This is a genomic window from Paenibacillus sp. lzh-N1, from assembly GCF_002872435.1.
GTDB lineage: Bacteria > Bacillota > Bacilli > Paenibacillales > Paenibacillaceae > Paenibacillus > Paenibacillus polymyxa_C.
Genome location: NZ_CP025696.1, coordinates 3,008,311 through 3,026,319, shown reverse-complemented (window position 1 = coordinate 3,026,319; position 18,009 = coordinate 3,008,311). Strand labels below are relative to the sequence as shown.

Annotated in this window: 17 protein-coding genes, 1 tRNA gene and 1 riboswitch; of the genes, 9 read left to right on the top strand and 9 right to left on the bottom strand. The window is 46.2% G+C overall.

Annotated elements, in window-relative coordinates; genetic code table 11:
• Positions 1-41: 41 nt before the first annotated feature.
• On the bottom strand, positions 42-1,775 hold the full coding sequence (locus tag C0638_RS13810) for an ATP-binding protein (RefSeq protein WP_025678503.1): 1,734 nt from the start codon (positions 1,773-1,775) through the stop codon (positions 42-44).
• Positions 1,772-2,218: a hypothetical protein gene (locus tag C0638_RS13805; RefSeq protein ID WP_013372726.1), complete on the bottom strand. Its 447-nt coding sequence runs from the start codon at positions 2,216-2,218 to the stop codon at positions 1,772-1,774. The genes C0638_RS13810 and C0638_RS13805 overlap by 4 nt, the downstream gene beginning before the upstream one ends.
• Positions 2,219-2,263: 45 nt before the next feature.
• On the opposite strand from C0638_RS13805, the gene C0638_RS13800 reads away from it, so the two are divergent.
• Positions 2,264-2,968: a response regulator gene (locus C0638_RS13800; RefSeq protein WP_013372727.1), complete on the top strand. Its 705-nt coding sequence runs from the start codon at positions 2,264-2,266 to the stop codon at positions 2,966-2,968.
• Here the strand turns inward: C0638_RS13800 and C0638_RS13795 are convergent.
• The 4 genes from C0638_RS13795 to C0638_RS13780 are packed head-to-tail and all read right to left on the bottom strand — an operon-like array spanning position 2,936 to position 7,408.
• A complete protein-coding gene (locus C0638_RS13795; RefSeq protein ID WP_058710764.1) occupies positions 2,936-3,847 on the bottom strand; it encodes a glycosyltransferase family A protein in 912 nt (303 codons plus the stop codon). The genes C0638_RS13800 and C0638_RS13795 overlap by 33 nt on opposite strands.
• Positions 3,807-5,033, bottom strand: coding sequence for a glycosyltransferase family 4 protein (locus tag C0638_RS13790; RefSeq protein WP_058710763.1), 1,227 nt, complete (start codon positions 5,031-5,033; stop codon positions 3,807-3,809). The genes C0638_RS13795 and C0638_RS13790 overlap by 41 nt, the downstream gene beginning before the upstream one ends.
• Positions 5,017-6,282, bottom strand: coding sequence for a polysaccharide biosynthesis protein (locus tag C0638_RS13785; protein WP_058710762.1), 1,266 nt, complete (start codon positions 6,280-6,282; stop codon positions 5,017-5,019). The genes C0638_RS13790 and C0638_RS13785 overlap by 17 nt, the downstream gene beginning before the upstream one ends.
• 4 nt (positions 6,283-6,286) lie before the next feature.
• Complete coding sequence (locus C0638_RS13780) at positions 6,287-7,408, bottom strand: glycosyltransferase (protein WP_013372731.1); 1,122 nt, start codon at positions 7,406-7,408, stop codon at positions 6,287-6,289.
• A 397-nt stretch (positions 7,409-7,805) separates the two neighbouring features.
• Here C0638_RS13780 and C0638_RS13775 point away from each other — a divergent pair, with 397 nt between their 5' ends.
• The 5 genes from C0638_RS13775 (at position 7,806) to thiE (ending at position 12,906) form a co-directional block, all read left to right on the top strand.
• The gene (locus C0638_RS13775; RefSeq protein WP_102163560.1) at positions 7,806-9,533 is read left to right on the top strand and encodes an NAD-dependent malic enzyme; all 1,728 of its coding nucleotides are present in this window, start codon (positions 7,806-7,808) and stop codon (positions 9,531-9,533) included.
• 63 nt (positions 9,534-9,596) lie between these two features.
• Positions 9,597-9,698: riboswitch (TPP riboswitch) on the top strand.
• 134 nt (positions 9,699-9,832) lie between these two features.
• Complete coding sequence (tenA, locus tag C0638_RS13770; RefSeq protein WP_040103031.1) at positions 9,833-10,522, top strand: thiaminase II; 690 nt, start codon at positions 9,833-9,835, stop codon at positions 10,520-10,522.
• 25 nt (positions 10,523-10,547) lie between these two features.
• Entirely contained in the window at positions 10,548-11,393 is an 846-nt protein-coding gene (thiM, locus tag C0638_RS13765; RefSeq protein WP_058712323.1) for a hydroxyethylthiazole kinase, read from the top strand.
• Positions 11,390-12,220, top strand: coding sequence for a bifunctional hydroxymethylpyrimidine kinase/phosphomethylpyrimidine kinase (gene thiD, locus C0638_RS13760; RefSeq protein ID WP_102163558.1), 831 nt, complete (start codon positions 11,390-11,392; stop codon positions 12,218-12,220). The genes thiM and thiD overlap by 4 nt, the downstream gene beginning before the upstream one ends.
• Positions 12,217-12,906 carry a thiamine phosphate synthase gene (gene thiE / locus C0638_RS13755; protein ID WP_058710326.1) on the top strand — a complete coding sequence of 230 codons (690 nt, stop codon included), beginning with the start codon at positions 12,217-12,219 and terminating at the stop codon, positions 12,904-12,906. The genes thiD and thiE overlap by 4 nt, the downstream gene beginning before the upstream one ends.
• A 282-nt stretch (positions 12,907-13,188) precedes the next feature.
• Here thiE and C0638_RS13750 read toward each other — a convergent pair whose 3' ends face one another.
• Entirely contained in the window at positions 13,189-13,530 is a 342-nt protein-coding gene (locus tag C0638_RS13750) for a winged helix-turn-helix transcriptional regulator (protein ID WP_013372737.1), read from the bottom strand.
• Positions 13,531-13,634: 104 nt separating this feature from the next.
• Here C0638_RS13750 and C0638_RS13745 point away from each other — a divergent pair, with 104 nt between their 5' ends.
• Positions 13,635-14,546 carry an arginase family protein gene (locus C0638_RS13745; RefSeq protein WP_058710325.1) on the top strand — a complete coding sequence of 304 codons (912 nt, stop codon included), beginning with the start codon at positions 13,635-13,637 and terminating at the stop codon, positions 14,544-14,546.
• Between the two features lie 181 nt (positions 14,547-14,727).
• Here the strand turns inward: C0638_RS13745 and C0638_RS13740 are convergent, their stop codons facing one another.
• Positions 14,728-15,696 carry a LacI family DNA-binding transcriptional regulator gene (locus tag C0638_RS13740; RefSeq protein WP_013372739.1) on the bottom strand — a complete coding sequence of 323 codons (969 nt, stop codon included), beginning with the start codon at positions 15,694-15,696 and terminating at the stop codon, positions 14,728-14,730.
• A 187-nt stretch (positions 15,697-15,883) separates the two neighbouring features.
• Here C0638_RS13740 and C0638_RS13735 point away from each other — a divergent pair, with 187 nt between their 5' ends.
• Positions 15,884-17,227: a 6-phospho-beta-glucosidase gene (locus C0638_RS13735; protein ID WP_058710324.1), complete on the top strand. Its 1,344-nt coding sequence runs from the start codon at positions 15,884-15,886 to the stop codon at positions 17,225-17,227.
• 65 nt (positions 17,228-17,292) lie between these two features.
• Here C0638_RS13735 and C0638_RS13730 read toward each other — a convergent pair.
• Positions 17,293-17,366, bottom strand: a tRNA-Arg gene (locus C0638_RS13730).
• A 174-nt stretch (positions 17,367-17,540) separates the two neighbouring features.
• On the opposite strand from C0638_RS13730, the gene C0638_RS13725 reads away from it, so the two are divergent.
• Complete coding sequence (locus C0638_RS13725) at positions 17,541-17,834, top strand: magnetosome magnetite crystal formation protein family (protein WP_025678745.1); 294 nt, start codon at positions 17,541-17,543, stop codon at positions 17,832-17,834.
• Positions 17,835-18,009 lie beyond the last annotated feature (175 nt).

Sequence of the window (18,009 nt, the reverse complement as noted above, 5' to 3'; positions counted from 1 at the left end):
CCTCTCTTGAACTTCTTGTGTATCGGTTGGTTATCTAGGATCTATCTTCTCAAATGAACGATGGCCTGCAATCCCTGATCGGTATTACGCAGCTTTAAGCGACCACCTATAGTCTTCAGATATGCATCCATATGATACAGGCTGAACGTATGCTCCTGCGCATTTTGGGAATAATCCGGCTGGAAATAACTCCAACGCATCTTATCATCAATCCCGCCGCCTGTGTCTTCAATGATAATCATAATTTCAGCTTCTTCCAGTCGTGAGCTAACCTTAAGCATATGAGATTGCCGCTTGGACCGCAGGCCCGTTCGGCCCCGTTCCTGCTCCTCCAGCTGCTCTCCATCTCGGTTCATGGCCTCTACTGCATTTTCCAGCAACCCCTGAATCGTTTTGTACAGCATAGGTGCTTGTGCTGCAATGGATGGAACTGGCTCTTGCCGCGTGATCACTTGAATGTGCTTCATATTCAGCGAACGGTTCGCCCATTTCAGTGATTCAGACAATACCTCGTTCATATCCGTGAAGCTAATTCCACTATTATCATGCATTTTCTCTTCCAGCTCATCACGCAAGCTACGGACACCTGTCAGTAACTCTCCAAGTGAGGATTCCTGTCTGAGACGACCCTGGATGAAATTTCCATTCAGCTCGCGGAAATACTCCAGTTCCTCATGAGATGCTCCTTTTCCCTGACTGGAAGCCACTTCAAAGCGGTTGGCTAGATCTTGATAAAATCCCAACAGCTTTAAATCATCGCCGCCCGTGAGACGGCTAGTCTGTTCTTGCAGCTCTTGCAGCTGCTGCTCAATCGTCTGCATTAACGGCAAATAATACGTGTCCTGCTGCTGTCGCATATCTTCATCCCGCCGCTGGTCACGCACTTGATTGTTCACGATGGCATCTTTCACAATCCGTTTGCGGAACTGGATGAGCATGGCCCACAGAATCATGAGTATTAGAGCCATCACCATCCACAACTGTTTGCGAAAGGAGCTAATTCGCTGGGCAGTGTCCTGACTAATATCCTTAACCGATATGTAAAGGGCCTCTTCCCCAATGCGGCTGAATCCTATTCCGTATTTCTCTCCACGATCTTCAACGATACCCGTATTGCCCTCCAGCAGCTTACGGGTTACACCCGTGATGTCCGTCCGGTTGATATCCGGAGTATTTCGGGAAGCTACGATCTTGAATTGACCGTTATAAAATAAAGTATCATGCTGATTCACCGGCTTACTTTTAATAATTCCACTAAGCATCTCAGCGTCAACCGTACGCACCATAAAACCGCCCGTCTGCGCCCCTTGAATCCTGCACGCTATGTACTGGGCAGGCTGATGATCCTCAGTCACAAAAGAGCTTATCGCACAACCATTTTGCAGCCACTTAATCTGCTGGACTGCACTCTTCATCTCACGATTGTCACGTCCGGCCATCACATGATACTGTTCATCCAGCACATAAAAAGACCCGCTTTCACGCTTAAACCCCTCAGCATACTGGCGTGTTCCCTGATTCAGTATCTCTCTGCCCAGACTGGACGACAGCTCTTTCAGTTCAGCCTGCCATGCGGCATAACGCTCCGTTATGCTGCCAGACAGTTCCTGTACCTCGTACTGGAGCTGCTCATTCTGAATCTCCGCCAACTGACCGCTGAATTGCCGCATGACAAACCATTGTAGCACAGCGGCCAAGAACACGGTCACACACAGGACGATCAGGTACAGGATCAGCTTTTGCCAGCTTGGTCTCAACAAAGCCCATTGCTTCATGCCCTGTCCCCTCCATTTTGTTCAAGACGGCTCAAAATTGCTTGCATCAGGCATTCCAGCTCGTAGCTGACCAGCGGTAGACGCGCGCATAGCAACCGGGGAGTGCGACGCTGGAGTGCGGCAAACCTCGCAGCGGTTTCCGTTGCCCCGTCCGTCAGCAGAATCAACTCGCATGTTTTTGCGATATACAGGCGATCCAAATCTTCCTCGCTGTATGCTCGCAAATCAACAACGTAAATATCATGACGGTCGTCCATATGCTGAAGTGCGCTGGAGACAGCCAAGGTCACCCCTGTATGTCGCGCAGCATGATATTCGTGAAGAAGACGCATCCCTTTTTCCCAGAGCGCATGTTCAGCCGAATCAAATCGTTCACAAAAAAGACGCAACGCCCGTTCTGTACTGACATCTTTCAAAAATGCCAAAACGCTGATATTATACATGTAGTTCCTCATTTCTTACTTCCTGATTGGAGTTGCGCAGTTCTTATGACACCCCAAAACATTCTATTTGTTGACGACAGTCCAATGGTTCTGTCCCTGCTTGAACGGACATTGATGCAAGAAACCTTCACCTTACATACCGCTCACACGCCTAAAGAAGCCCTGCAAGTGCTGGAAAAGTATCCGATTGATGTAGTCGTTTCCGATCTGCTTATGCCTGGTTTGGACGGAATTACGTTCCTTCGTATGATTAAGAAGGATTATCCGCATATCGTACGCATCATTTTATCTGGTCACCTGCATACGCAGTCTATTTTATCGGCCATTAATCAAGTCGGCGTGTTCCGTTTTCTAACGAAACCGCTGGAGCTGGATGATGATACGCTAAAAAAGATACTGTATGAGGCGCTTGATCAGGCTAGGCTCAATCGAAACAGCCTGTATGCAAACCAGAATGTCGCATCTGACCTATCGGTATTTATAAACAGCATTTTGAATGCTCCGTACCGACCGTATGTACTGCTGAATGATCAAGATATCGTAACTGCCGTACACATTGCACTTGCTGAGCTGTATCCTGTCGGCTGCTCACTGCGTCATCCTGACGGTGAAGGTATTCAGTTAACTCCGCATTCATTATATATACCGTATGAGGAGCCGGAATCTTCCGATCCCGACTTGTACTCGCTGGATACGCTGACCCTCGGTCATTCATCGTTACGCCTTATCCGCCTTAGCGAGATCGCCTGAGTGACGGGTGCCGCCCTTTAACATGGCGGCTATCCCAATCACAGTCAGGCAGGTATACATCCACAACATCCCCGCCGTCAGCAGCGGATGGCGGATGTAGTTTTTCACATTCCCCCATGTATACAACACCGGACGGAAGAAGTACCAACGTTCCAACGCCTTTCGCAATCCGCCCTCTTCAGATGACATTGTACGATCCATTACCGAGAAGTAGTAGGCTTTTTTACGTAATACATCCTGCAGATATACCTGTTTTTCGTCATGATATACCCGTGTAAAAACCGCCCGGCGAATGACTCCGCCAGACTCTATATAGCGCAAGGTCGGCTGTATTTCTTCAAAAGCAATCTGCTCCGCATTAAATCCGCCTGTCGATTCGTAAGCGCTCATTCGCCAGAAGCGTGCTGCTTCAATGGAGCGTTTTCCCAAGGTCTCTCCCGCGTTGTTAATGACATTCCGCTCGAAAACTTTCACTTTGGAAAAAAAATTATTTGCTTCCGAATATGCCTCCTCCGGAACAACCAAGGCGCCAATATCTTGATGATTGTCAAAAAAGTCGATGCTCTGCTGAATCAGATGTTCGGCTAAAATCATATCGGAATCCAATACAAATATGTATTCAGCCCCCAAGTGTTTCGCTTCCTCAACCGCCCTGACCCTCGCAACTCCCCGCTCTCCATGAGGAAGCTCTAGTATCGTTACGGGTACCGAACTTCCTGCTGACAGCATACGAATCGTCTCAACCGTCCGGTCATTGGAGCCATCATCAGCAACTACAATATGCAGATCCTTGTAATTTTGCCCTAAACAGCTTCGCAAACAAGGCTCTATCGTACGTTCATTGTTGTACGTGGAGAAGAGAATGACCACTTTGTCCACTCTGTTCCGCCTCCTCTGTCCAATTCTCCATCAACTGCTCAAACGCGGCAGCTGTATGATCAAAATGGAATCTTAGCGCATATTGATACGCTCGCTCACGGATGGCCATGTAATCTTCGCCACCCTTTGCTGCTCTTTCCATTTGTTCAGATAATCCCCGAATATCGCCGTGAAAGCATAAATATCCGCTTTTTCCGAAATCCGTCGCATCCACCAAACCGGGGGAATTGCTGACAATACTAGGTGTTCCAACGGCTGCCGCTTCCGTAATCGTTAACCCCCAGCCTTCACGCAGGGAGGGAAACACAAGCGCATGGGCACGACTCATCAGCTCCAGCTTATGCTCTGCTGAAACAAATCCGTAAAAGGTAATATCTGCTTGGGATTGTCCTTGTTCATCCGGTTCTCCGTATGTCAATTCATACCGCTCTATAATCGGTAATAATTGTTCTGTCACATAGGTTTTATCGGTTTTTCCAGCAATCCATAACATAGCCTGGGGGAACTTTTCCTTGAGCTGCCCAAAGGCTTCAACGACCAGATCAATGCCTTTATATTTAACGAAGCGTCCGGCATACATAAAGGTCGGGTTAGACTCCTTCATTAAAAATTGTTCACGCGGCCAATGATCAAACTCAATGCCTTCCGGTAAAAGGTGAACACGATCCGGGTGAAAGCCCAGCTTAAGCAGATCATACCGGGTAGACGGGGATACGGTGAGCGTCCGATCCTTCCGAGCCAGCTTAAGCATCAGGGGCTCCATATGAAATCCAATCATATTTAGCGGAAATCGAGCATTTTCATACCATATTTCCCTTGTTAGCTGGTGTATGAAAAAGATCCGCTTGGATGCCTCCACCCAAAATCGGGTAAAGAACTGATGCGTATTCGCCTGATTAATTACATAGTCAATCTGCTGCCGATGAAGACGGTAATAGCGCATCGCATAATAAATAACACTGTATATGTTTCCTTTTCGAATATACGTAATACCGTCAATGACTTCATGCTCAGGCATCCCCTCAAATTGGGGTGAGAAATGAATGAACTGAAAACGGCCTTGCTGTGTGCGTTTTAGCATTTCATGGGTGAAAATTTCTGCTCCCCCGCTTTTCGGAGAACGAATGTCACGCCAGGAAAGCAATAGAACGACGGTTTTACCGTTCTGTTCAAGTATGGTATTCATGGGGTGAATCCCCCCTTATCTTTATTTTGAATAAATATATATAGGCATCTATCACAAAATAGAGAGACATTGCCCCATAAACAATGAACTCTGACAGCAAAAAATCTACTGGGTCTGTGTGAGACATATGAAAGGCTGCTACTAAAACAGCTGCTCCTGCTACCAGACTAAATATAAATTTGCGTCTGCCCACTAATACGTGCACATGCACAAAAAACATCACGATGGAAAATAGCCAGTACACCCAACCCCCCCATGGAATATAGACCTCAGCTGACTGGTAAGAAGCTCCGAATAATATGGGAATAGACGTTGGGAACACAAAGGTCGTGCCCACATATACACACAGCGCAGCAACAGCCATTAACCCAGCATAGATGGCAATTAACTTGCCCAAAGCCTGGCGGTCATGCCCCTGCGCACCGATCTTGGGAATAAAGGCCGCGATCAGGCTGTAGGAAACGTAATAGACCAATTGGCTGTACTTCAGCGCAATGGCATAGCTGCTGGCTTGCTCGGGAAAGTAATGCTGTACATACAACATGTCGATGGAGATACAAAATAGAATGAATAAATTCGTCATAAGGCTATCGGTAAAATCCTGACCTAGCGACTTCCATAGCCCAGAAGGGATATGTTCTCCACTGTGTGTAGATAAGGATAAGCCACGAGCCGAAACGATCCAGCCGTGAAGCAGCGACAGCAACATTCCTCCGCAACTTGCCAACAGTAGCGCTTCCAGCTTTAAACCTAGTGCGGCCAGGACAAAAAACAGGCTCAGTTTCCCTAATACCTCAATGTAATAATTCACATTGAGCGCTAGCATGCGTTCCCTACCGTGTAAATCTCCGCGGCATGAACTCACGAGAATATGCAATCCGATCAAGGCATACAGCATGAACAGTGGGCCAGACTCAACACCCAATAGCGAGTGCAGCAACGGATGAACGGAAAGTAAAATGATCATGGCAAGCACAGTTAGCACTAGAGGTGCTTTTAGTAATAGAGAACCGAGCGGTAAGCTGCGTAGCGGAAGTTTCTTGTCACCCTTGGATACCAGCTTGGCGGTTAATAGCTGGATGGATAAGCCCAAAACGGACAGCAGTGCAAAGAGGGCCAGCAGCGCGTTCGCCTGACCATAGGCTTGTCCGGTAAGATACCAGCTCGCTGCAATGTGGAAGAAAAAATTAAATCCGTTAAGCAGCACATTAAAGAGGGGAAACATCAACGAACGCAGTCGGTTGTTCACGTGGTTATCTCACCCGCCGATCCAGTCGCCAAATCTCAATGATAGAGCGCAAAAAACGAATGGAATCTTTCCAGACATGAATGTGCGAGCCATCTCGGTCAATGCATTTGACGGGTAATTGCAGCACACGGAGCTGAAGTCGCTTGGCAATAAACATCATCTCCAGATCCAGCGCCAGTCCGAGTTGTTCCTTCAAATGTGGAAACATCCGCTTCACGGCAACCGAACTCATCACTTTAAGACCCGTCTGGGAATCTACCACACCTGTTGGTAAAAAGGGGCGAGAAACGACCCTTTTGCCAAAGCTGACGATAGATCGCAATAAAGAGCGATTCTCGGCGGTCATATCTTTGGTTCCAATCACAACATCATAGTAGCCCTGCTGAACAACATTAATCATTCTGGCAATGTCCTCAATAAAAAAGGAATCGTCCGCGTCCACAAATACGTAGTAATCCGCACCGATGGTCCGCATTCCTTCGAGATACGTCCCTGCCTTGCGCGTATTGCGTCCCAATTCCCTCGTTTGAAGCAGCGGACTCAGGTTCTGGTTAATCCGGTTTACGGACAAGTCCGTTGCCGCCTCCAGCGCTTTAATCAAGGCATTCGTGCCATCGTGACTACCATCATCAATGAGATAAATCGAACCCTCTATAATATGGCTGCGGATAAAGGTTTGCAGTCGCTCAGCAAAGGTTTTGACATGAACAAAACGTTTCTCTTCGTTATATACAGACAAGATGAATGCAACATGTTGGCTTTTGGTCGAATACTCGGGATAGAGCAAGCTTTGTATTTCAGAAATGATTTCTTCGGTATCATTGGCTTGCCAAAATAGCAGACGCAATCGGCCTACTCCGATAATTTGCACCATATGCTGATCACTGAACGGAAAGGTTACATCCGTCACCAATAGCAATGGCATTTGCGGAAATTGGCTACGGATCTGATTAGCTTTCCGCACGGCTTGCCCCGGCTCCCTATAATCAATCAGGCAGCAACATGCATCCTCGTAGACTGAAGCGGTCTCCGTGTCCTCGCACTGTATATATTGGTAAAAACAAATCACATTGGGATAATCAATAGCCCTGTTGTTATCGCTAAAAATGGCTATAGGTCCCTGCACACAAACCTCTCCTTTTCCTCCGAATAATTCTATTTTGTTGAAAAAGAATTAAAAATGTTTGCTTAGCAAGATTAAATTAATGTCCAAATACTTCATATTTTCTTAACAAAATAGCTCACATCCCTTGATATATAAACATTTAAGAGAAGAAAAATCTATTTTCATATTTGATAAAAACAGAGTATTTGGACCTGATTCATTAGGACTATAAACGTGCGAATTACAAGATGAATCCGAAACTGAAATTAGTTCTATAAGATTAATAAGAAGATATATATATGGTCTTTTTGTCATAGATAAATAGAAGAATAAAACCAATTTGCATGTCCATACTATGGATAACATGTCATCTTTCATCATGAATAATTATCAAAATACAGGGAAAGAAGGTCTTTTTATGGAAGCATTCCATGTCAATCGTGATGGGTCATTATCTACTCCCTTACGAGGAAAGGACGTGCTAGCAAACCCTCTTTTGAACAAAGGAGTGGCATTTACAGAAGAAGAACGCAAAGAACTGGGCCTGGAAGGAATTCTTCCTCCCACTGTCCTTTCATTGGAGAAACAGAGCGTTCGGGCATATCAGCAATTCTTGGCACAACCCACCATGCTGCGTAAAAATGCCTCACTTAACGACCTTCACAATCGAAATATCGTACTCTACTATCGACTGCTAACCGACCATTTGAGTGAAATGCTGCCCGTAGTCTACACACCGACTGTAGGAACCGCCATTCAAGAATACAGCCATGAGTACAACCGCCCTGGGGGCGTATATTTATCGATAGATAATCCGAACGGTATTGGACAGGCGTTTTATAATACCGGTTTGAGTAGTGAGGATGTTGACCTGATCGTCGTGACGGATTCGGAAAGTATTTTGGGGATTGGTGACTGGGGTGTCGGGGGAATTAACATTGCTATTGGCAAACTCGCTGTATATACAGCTGCGGCAGGCATTCACCCCGGGCGGGTGCTGCCCATTGTACTGGATGTCGGCACGAATAACGAGAAGCTGCTGAATGATCCCCTGTACATCGGAAACCGCCATAAACGAGTTCGCGGGGAAGCCTATAATCAATTTATTGATACCTTTATCAGCAAAACGTTAACACAATTCCCGAAGGCGCTTTTGCATTGGGAGGATGTGGGTAGCGTGAACGCACGACACATTATAGGGAAGTACGGTCAAAACATTCTCACCTTCAATGATGATATCCAGGGCACAGGAGCAGTGACATTAGCTGCGATTGTTTCGGCGGTAGGTGTCACTAAAACTCCGCTACGTGAACAAAAAATACTTGTCTTTGGTCCAGGGGCAGCAGGAATCGGTAACGCCGACCAAATACGGGGTGCAATGATCGAGGACGGGCTTCCTGAAGAAGATTCATTCAAGGCATTTTGGGCCTTTGATTATCGCGGACTGTTAACAGACGATATGGAAGATGTACTGGATTATCAGAAACCATATGTGCGTAAAAAGGAAGAAATCAGCTCATGGGCCCGATCGGAAGATGATAAAATACCGTTGCTGGAGGTCATCCGTCAGGTAAAACCCACAATCTTAATTGGAACTTCCGGTGTAGCGGGTGCCTTTTCTGAAGAGATTATCAAGGAAATGGCAAAGCATGTGGAACGACCGATCATTATGCCCATGTCTAATCCTACCAACCTTGCTGAAGCGGTACCCGAAGATTTGATACGATGGACTGATGGCAAAGCATTGATTGCTACCGGAAGTCCCTTTGAGCCCGTCACCTATAACGGTACGAAGTTTGAAATTGGACAGGCGAATAATGCCTTTGTCTTCCCGGGGCTAGGTCTGGGCGCAATTGTGGTCAAGGCCAAAAGAATCACCCCTTCCATGTTTACCGCAGCAGCTGATTCCGTTGCCAACGCCGTAGATTCGAATGAACTTGGCGGTGCACTGCTGCCTCATATCCAAAAATTACGTGATGTTTCGTTCGCGGTTGCGGTTGCGGTAGCGAAGGCTGCAATTCAGGATCAGGTAGCTCAGGCACACATTTCAGATATTGAACAAGCCATTCGGGATGCGATGTGGAAACCGGAATATGTAAGGGTCAAAGCCGTGGAAAGTGTAATCCAGCACCCTCATAATCCTTGACTGGAATCAAAGCAGTTTGACATAACCTAGGAACGAATGTACAGTATTAGTCAAAAGAATAGGAAAGTCCACTAGGGGAGCCATTATGGCTGAGACAAGAATGAACTTGGACCCTTTGAACCTGATCTAGTTCGTACTAGCGTAGGAAAGTGGAGCCTTCGTATATAAGGTTTCAAGCGTTTTCTGCGCATTGAACCTATGTTGAAGCCGCTCCAGTTTTCGGGGCGGCTTTTTGGCGTTGTTCCGAGAATTGTATCTTACGGGACTTCTTGTTCTCCATTTTTATTGGAGGTGGGGAAATGAGTTTTTCGCAAGAACTTCGTCGGCAGGCGGATGGCATTTTTCAAGCCATTTATGAGCATCCCTTTGTGAGAGGTATTGCTGAAGGAAATTTAACAAAGGAGCAGCTGATTCACTATGTAAAACAAGACTTTGAATATTTGAACGCCTACATGCGGATTTACGGCATCGCGATCTCCAAAAGCACAAGCCGGGAGGATATGGCTGTATTTAACGAACAGATCTCTTTTATTCTCAACAGCGAGGTTCATCCGCATCAAAACTTTTGTGCTATCGCAGGTGTCACCTATGAAGAGATGCAGGGATATCCACTCGCTCCGTCCGCTCATCATTATATCCGCCATATGCTGACAGTCGCACATGAAGGTAGTCTTGGAGAAATCATGGCCGTGCTGCTGCCATGTCCATGGACATATCTTGAGATTGGACGCAGGCTAATGGATGAGGTAAGACCGGACGAGTCTCATCCATTCTATGAGTGGATTTGTTTCTATGGAAACCAGATTGAAGATGTAACATCCAAATATCGCGAGCGTGTGGATGCTTGGGCGAATGTCGCCACGGCTGCCGAGCAAGAGCGGATGATTGAGCATTTTATGCTAAGCTGCCAGCTGGAATATATGTTCTGGGATATGGCTTATAAGCAGGAACAATGGCCCGTCCAGATGCGCGCTACGGTCTTGGAATAATCAGTAGAGATGAGAGAGGATAAACATGATGAGTATATGGGAACAAAGTTATTCGGATCTCCTGACAAAGGTACAAAATAGCAACCCCCTCGTTCATAATATAACCAATGTGGTGGTCACCAACTTTACAGCCAACGGCCTGTATGCGCTGGGCGCTTCCCCGGTGATGGCTTATGCACCCGAGGAAGTAGCAGATATGGCAAAAATAGCGGGCGCCGTCGTGTTAAATATCGGTACGCTGAACCGCGAGCTGGTAGATGCCATGATCATTGCTGGACAATCAGCGAATGCTCATGGTGTTCCAGTTCTGCTGGATCCGGTTGGTGCGGGAGCGACGAGCTTTAGAACCGAGTCAGCACTGCGGATCCTAAAAGAAGTAAAAATCTCACTAGTGCGAGGCAATGCAGCCGAAGTCGCCCATCTAATCGGAGAAGTCCGAGAGATTAAAGGGGTAGATGCAGGCAACAGTGCTGACAGCAGTAATGTCGATCTGGCAGTTCGGGCTGCACAAACGCTCCATACCATGGTTGTCATCACTGGAAAAGAGGACGTCATCACCGATGGGGTTGAAGTACGATTGATTAGTGGCGGAGACGCGCTGCTTACGAAGGTAACCGGAACAGGCTGCCTGCTGACCTCTGTGTTGGGTGCGTTTGCAGCAATTGAACCCAACCTGCTGCTCGCAGGTACAGCAGGTTTGGCATTTTACGGTGCAGCAGCTTCCCGAGCCGCAGCACATACTGCAAAACTGGGGCCAGGCAGCTTCCAGATTGCCTTTCTCGACGAGCTTGCCAAACTACATACTGGTTCGCTGGAGGGGCATGTCACGATCCGTGAAGCTGGAACAACTACAACAGGTGGTGCGCGATGAGAGACGTGCATGTACCGAGAGCGCTGACGATTGCCGGTTCAGACAGCGGCGGCGGAGCTGGAATTCAAGCCGATCTCAAAACCTTTCAGGAGCTTGGCGTATACGGCATGTCGGCTATTACAGCCATTACGGTACAAAATACCTTGGGAGTTCACGGTGTATATCCGTTGCCACAGGAAGCAACAGCGCAGCAAATCGAAGCTGTAGGATCAGATCTTGGAGTCGACGCCCTAAAGACTGGCATGCTGTTTGACGCGGGCATCATCCGCCTTGTGGCCGAGCAGATCCGAAAGTTCGGCTGGAAAAAGGTTGTCGTCGATCCTGTAATGATTGCCAAAGGGGGCGCAAAGCTGTTGCAACCGGAAGCGGTGCAGGCTTTGAACGACGACCTGCTCCCCTTGGCCTTGGTCGTCACACCAAATATCCCGGAAGCGGAAGCCTTAACCGGGATAAGCATTCGTACGATGAAGGATCGCCGCGAAGCTGCGAGACATATTAGCAGCCTAGGACCCAAGTTTGTTGTGATCAAAGGTGGCCATGATGAGGAGAGCGAAAACAGCGGTCAAGTTGTTGACCTGCTCTTTGACGGAACAGCCTTCACCGAGCTGGGCGGCAAGCGGGTACGAACTGTCCACACACACGGAACAGGATGTACGTTCTCAGCAGCGATTACCGCTGAATTAGGGAAAGGTGTGTCTGTACCGGAAGCTATAGTGAATGGAAGAGCCTTCATTCAGGCGGCGATTGAGGATACGTTGTATCTGGGCCAGGGACACGGTCCCACCAATCATTGGGCCTACCGCCGTCGTCAGGAGATACTCCAATGAGCGGCCGAATATTACCTGAGATCATGCGGCGGCATTTACAGATGTATCTGGTTGTTGGAAGCGTGAACTGCCTCGCGGAACCAAGTCGGGTTGTGCAGGAGGCTCTTGCTGGCGGTACCACCATGATCCAGTTCCGGGAAAAGGGCCGTAGCGCGTTAACAGGGGTTCCTATGCTCGAACTTGCGCGTCAGCTACAAGATCTGTGCCACTATGCTGGTATCCCTTTTATCGTCAATGACGATGTGGAGCTGGCTCTTGAGCTCAACGCCGACGGTGTTCACATCGGTCAGGATGATGAATCGGCTGATTCTGTGCGCGCGCGGATCGGAAACCGAATCCTTGGCGTCTCCGCCCATACGATTGAAGAAGCACGCCGAGCCATCCTGCATGGTGCGGACTATCTCGGTGTCGGCCCCATCTATCCCACCATCTCAAAGGATGATGCTCATGCGGTGCAGGGTCCAGCCATTTTATATGAAATGCGCAAAGCAGGAATTGATCTGCCCATCGTTGGGATCGGAGGTATTACGATAGACCGTGTGGAGGAAGTGGTAGTTGCGGGTGCCGATGGTGTAGCGGTGATTTCGGCCGTGACGCAGGCAGAACAGATTCGAGCTGCTGCAGAGGGATTAAAGAAAAAGGTAGTGCTAAGCATCAAACATCCGGGGATGTCCCAAAAGCTATAAAATGCTATGTCCCTTCCTTCACCCCATTATGTCACTTTTATTGTTTACGCAAGAGCCTCATTTCCACTAATAAAGTAGAAATGAGGCTCTGTGTTGTACGCTACAAATAAAATAAAAATAATTGCCATAGTCAAAATATCACATCCCCCAAATGATACTGATTTTTAAGCATTCCTATCCCCAGTGCACTTGAGCTCGTTAAATACCTGATTAACTGTAAATATATGTCAATCGTCTTTTCTAATATTCGTATAGCATTCGAGAACAATTAGAAAACGATATTTAATTATATTGGTTTTTGGTTCCCCACTCACATAACCCTTCCAAAACAGGCAATAGTGTTTCCGCTTTTTCTGTGAGACTGTACTCGACTTTAGGCGGAACTTGAGGATACTCTTTCCGGTTCACCAATCCATCCGCTTCCAATTCCTTTAGCTGTGAACTCAATGTTTTGTATGTAATAGCTCCGATTTGTCTTTTCAGATCATTAAAGCGAACCACTTGGTTTTCGGCCAGAAGATAAATAATAACCATTTTCCATTTACCACCAATGACTGACACTGTATAACCAAAAGGTGTATCTTCAATATTTTTAACTTTACCTTTAAATTCAGCCATACTCATATTCACACTATCCTTTCGGGTAGTACCTATCAAATTAGTGCGTACTACGTTTTTATTTGCGTTCAGTTTATACTAACCGTAATTTGAAGTAAAGGAGAGAAAATATGACTAGAACAATACGCCTCTTAATGCCGCAATGGCAAGGAGGAAACAATCCTAACTACTCTTTTGGAGCTGAACTGCTGGCTTGGCTAGCCCCAGACAATGATCAACCCCTTATTCATGTTCCAGTTCAAGCTTATGATGGAACTCCGCTTGATAACGAGAACGGTATGTATGGGAGAAAACAGCTACTTGAACAATTAGAGGCTGCTCAACATATCATTGACGCTCATAAGCCAGATCGCATTGTAATGTTTGGTGGTGACTGCTTAGTCGAACAAGCCCCGTTTGCCTATTTGAACGAACGATACGGTGGAGAATTAGGGCTAATTTGGATCGATGCTCACAGTGATTTAGTTAGATATGTGGGCTATGATAACGGACATACATTACCACTTGGGAATCTGTTGGGAGAAGGAGATGAGGAGTTTGCAAAACATGTGAAAGTTCCTCTTAAGCCTGAAAATGTCTTTATCGCTGGATTAGCGGCTCCTACAGAAGAAGAGACAAAAACATTTTCAGAAACATTTCAAAAACTAGGTGTTACTACTATAGAAACAGATGCTGAAGTAATTCAAAGATTAGGGATTCGAACTGCTGGAACCAAAGAGTTAACGATCAGTACCGAATCAATAAAAGAGTGGATTACAGAAAGCGGCATCAAGCACCTGGCGATTCACCTTGATTTAGATGTACTTGATCCAAAATCATTTCGTTCTTTATTATTCGCCAACCCTGAAGCTCCCTATAATCTTTCTCCTGCGGGAACCATGCAAATACCTCAACTACTTCATCTGATTAAAGAACTATCTGAAGAAACCGATGTAGTTGGGTTAGGTATAACCGAGCATATGCCGTGGGATGCTATTAATTTAAAGAATCTGCTTGGAGAAATACCTATTTTAAATAATTAATTCTACTTACGATCTGTGCATTTATTCTGACGTTAATTTCGTAATGGAATTATGAGAGACCGATGAATTAGAGTACGTGCAAAGAAGGACTCCTCTGGAATTTATTCTATTATGGAGTCCCTTTTTTTATTTACTAATCCCTGAATAGCACACCGATAAGCGAAAAAGAATAACCAGGATATTAGGTGGTCGCTCGCTCTACTAATTTGAATTCCAAAGGATGTAATTCTTCATGAAGCCCCTCTAGGGCATTTCGAATCATGATGAATGCATTTTCCGCTTGTTTGTCAATCGGGTAATGAATGGTGGTTAAATCAAGCAAATGCGAAATTTCGATGTTATCAAAGCCCACCACTGCAACATCACTTGGTACAGAAACACCGAGCCTACGTGCTTCAGTCAAAAGCCCTGCAGCCAAATAATCGGTAGAACAAGCGAAGGCATCAGGCTTATTGGGCTGTTCGCTCCACCAGTGAGCAATTTGTTCACCCGCTTCCATTGAATTTAAATCATAAAAATGCGGGAAGGCATCAGCGTTCAAATCATATTTTTTGCAAAAATCATGATAAGCCCGTATGCGCTCCTTCGTATTCAGTCCCCTCATATTCCCGTATACATTCACAATGCTGCGGTAGCCTCTGGCATACAGATGCTCCAGCGCAAGCATGTACCCCTGATACTGATCCATAAATACAGATGGGATTGCATCAATGTTTACACGCTGCCACGTCACAATTGGACCATATTTGGTATAGTGTTCAATCACGCTCCATTCATTGACGCGAATCATACAGACCAAGGCGTCCAGTTGCTTTCTCCGCAGCATTTCCAGTGCTTCAAGCTCCCGCTCCTTCTCTCCATTCGTAATAAATAGTGCCATATTAAAACCATGCTCCTGAGCATAGGTTGTAAATCCACGCACAAATGAACCCAATGAATCATTAAAAGAAATTGAAATAATTCCTATGAGCTTGGTCATGCCCTTTTTTAATGAAACCGCATTCAAATTAGGTACATAATCCAGTCGGTCTATGACCTCCTGTACACGCTGCCTTGTCGGTTCACTTACGTACGGATGGTTATTAATGACACGGGACACCGTTGCCGAGGATACGCCCGCCAGCTTTGCAATTTCATGAATATTTGCCACATTTCTCACCTCGTTCTTTCTATTTTAGCATGTTCGTGTTTAGCATGTTCGTGGTCCCGTCCCTACAATTGTCACCTTCCCCAAATAAGTTTTTTAAAAGCGCTTGACCTGTAATGCATTACAGGGATTACAGTGAATTTGAGCTTAAGAAAGCGGTTTTAAAAAACATACTCAGGAGGCACTAACCATGAAAAAAGGCATAAAGATCGCAACCATTGGCGGAGGCTCCAGCTATACACCAGAATTAGTAGAAGGCTTTATCAAACGCTATGCAGAGCTTCCCATTCGGGAATTATGGCTGGTAGATATTGAGGCAGGACGCGAAAAGCTGGAGATCGTGGGGGCCATGGCCCAACGGATGGTGAAGGCCGCAGGCATTGATTGTGAAGTACATTTGACACTGGATCGTCGGGAAGCCTTGAAGGGTGCCGATTTTGTCACAACACAATTTCGGGTAGGCTTGCTGGAAGCCCGGATTAAGGACGAAAGTATTCCGTTAAAACACGGCATGATCGGTCAAGAAACTAATGGGGCTGGCGGGATGTTCAAAGCTTTTCGTACCATCCCCGTTATCCTCAGTATCGTTGAAGATATGAAAGAACTGTGTCCGAATGCATGGTTGATTAACTTCACCAACCCTGCGGGTATGGTCACCGAAGCGGTACTTCGTTATGGTAAGTGGGATAAAGTCATCGGATTATGTAATGTGCCAATCGGCGCGATTAAGAGTGCGTCGGCTGTGCTGGACAAATCGGAAGAAGAGCTGTTCTTTAAATTTGCAGGAATTAACCACCTTCATTGGCACAAAGTTTATGACAAAACCGGAGAAGAATTAACAGAGCAAGTCATCGAAGGATTGTACGCACCTGGTGCAAAACCGGAGAAGGTTGTTGAAAATATTAAGAACATGCGCTTCCTGTATGATCAGGTTCGTCAATTGAAAATGCTGCCTTGTCCTTACCATCGGTATTACTACATGACCGACAACATGCTCAAGGAAGAATTAGAGGAGGCCAAAAACGAAGGAACTCGGGGCCAAGTCGTCAAACGTCTGGAAGAAAGTTTGTTTGAATTGTACAAAGACCCGAATCTGGATTACAAACCAGAGGAATTATCCAAACGCGGCGGTGCACATTACAGCGATGCTGCCTGTGAAATCATTAATTCCATTTATAACAACAAAGGCACATTGATGGTGGTTAGTACACGTAACAATGGTGCGATTGATGATGTCCCTTATGATAGCGCCATCGAAGTAACCAGTGTCATTCGCGCGCATGGTGCAGAGCCTGTAAACTTTGGCAAATTCCCACCAGCACAGCGGGGCCTGCTGCAAGTCATGAAGGCGATGGAAGAGCTGACCATTGAAGCGGCGGTCACTGGTGACTATGCGACAGCACTGCAAGCCTTCACCCTGAATCCGCTCGTTCCAAGCGGAGATATCGCCCAAACCGTACTGGATGAATTGCTGGAAGCACACAAAGAACATTTGCCGCAATTCTTTGCTCATAAGGAGAAGGCGACAGTATAAAACCAGAATCAATCATACTGCCGGGATACAAAAAAGCTTCCTACATGTAGGAAGCTTTTGCTATACGTCCCAGGAGGGATTCGAACCCCCGACCGACGGCTTAGAAGGCCGTTGCTCTATCCAGCTGAGCTACTGGGACAAGATAACAATCAATAAAACCTTATGTATTCAGTGCATTAATTATTATATCATATTTTGACCAACTGTCAAAAGCATTTTTTCATTATACAGGAAAGCAGGCTGCAAAAGGAATCATTTGGACGCTAACGGGGTATTATGTACAAAGAACGACGCCAAAAAGGAGGGGTTATCCGTGAAAGGCCTTTTGTCTTCACTTTGTTATTTTAGCATTTTTTTCGCACCTTTTCTGGTACCGGTCATTGTGTGGATTGCAGTCCGGGACGAATATGTTCAGGGACACGCGAAAAAAGCCATTTTATCGCACATTTTCCCCATTATTGCGGCGATTCCGCTAGTGTATTTTATTATCACTGCCAATCATGCAGGTTCAGTTATCGGGTTTGTACTGCTATTTGTAGTGGTCTATCTCGGCGTTTTTGTTTATAACATCTACAAAGGGATCATGACGCTGCGTGAAGCGGCCTAATTCTAAAAGAAGCCTCCCATATTCGCAAATTTGACGAATACGGAGGCTTCTTTGGGATCAACTTTGATGAGTTGCTTTAGTTCACTGGTAGCTTATTTATTCCCAAAGCGTTTAGGACTTCTGCGTACTTCATGTCTTACGTTTTTCTCCAGCACTTCTTCCGCGAACTCATTGT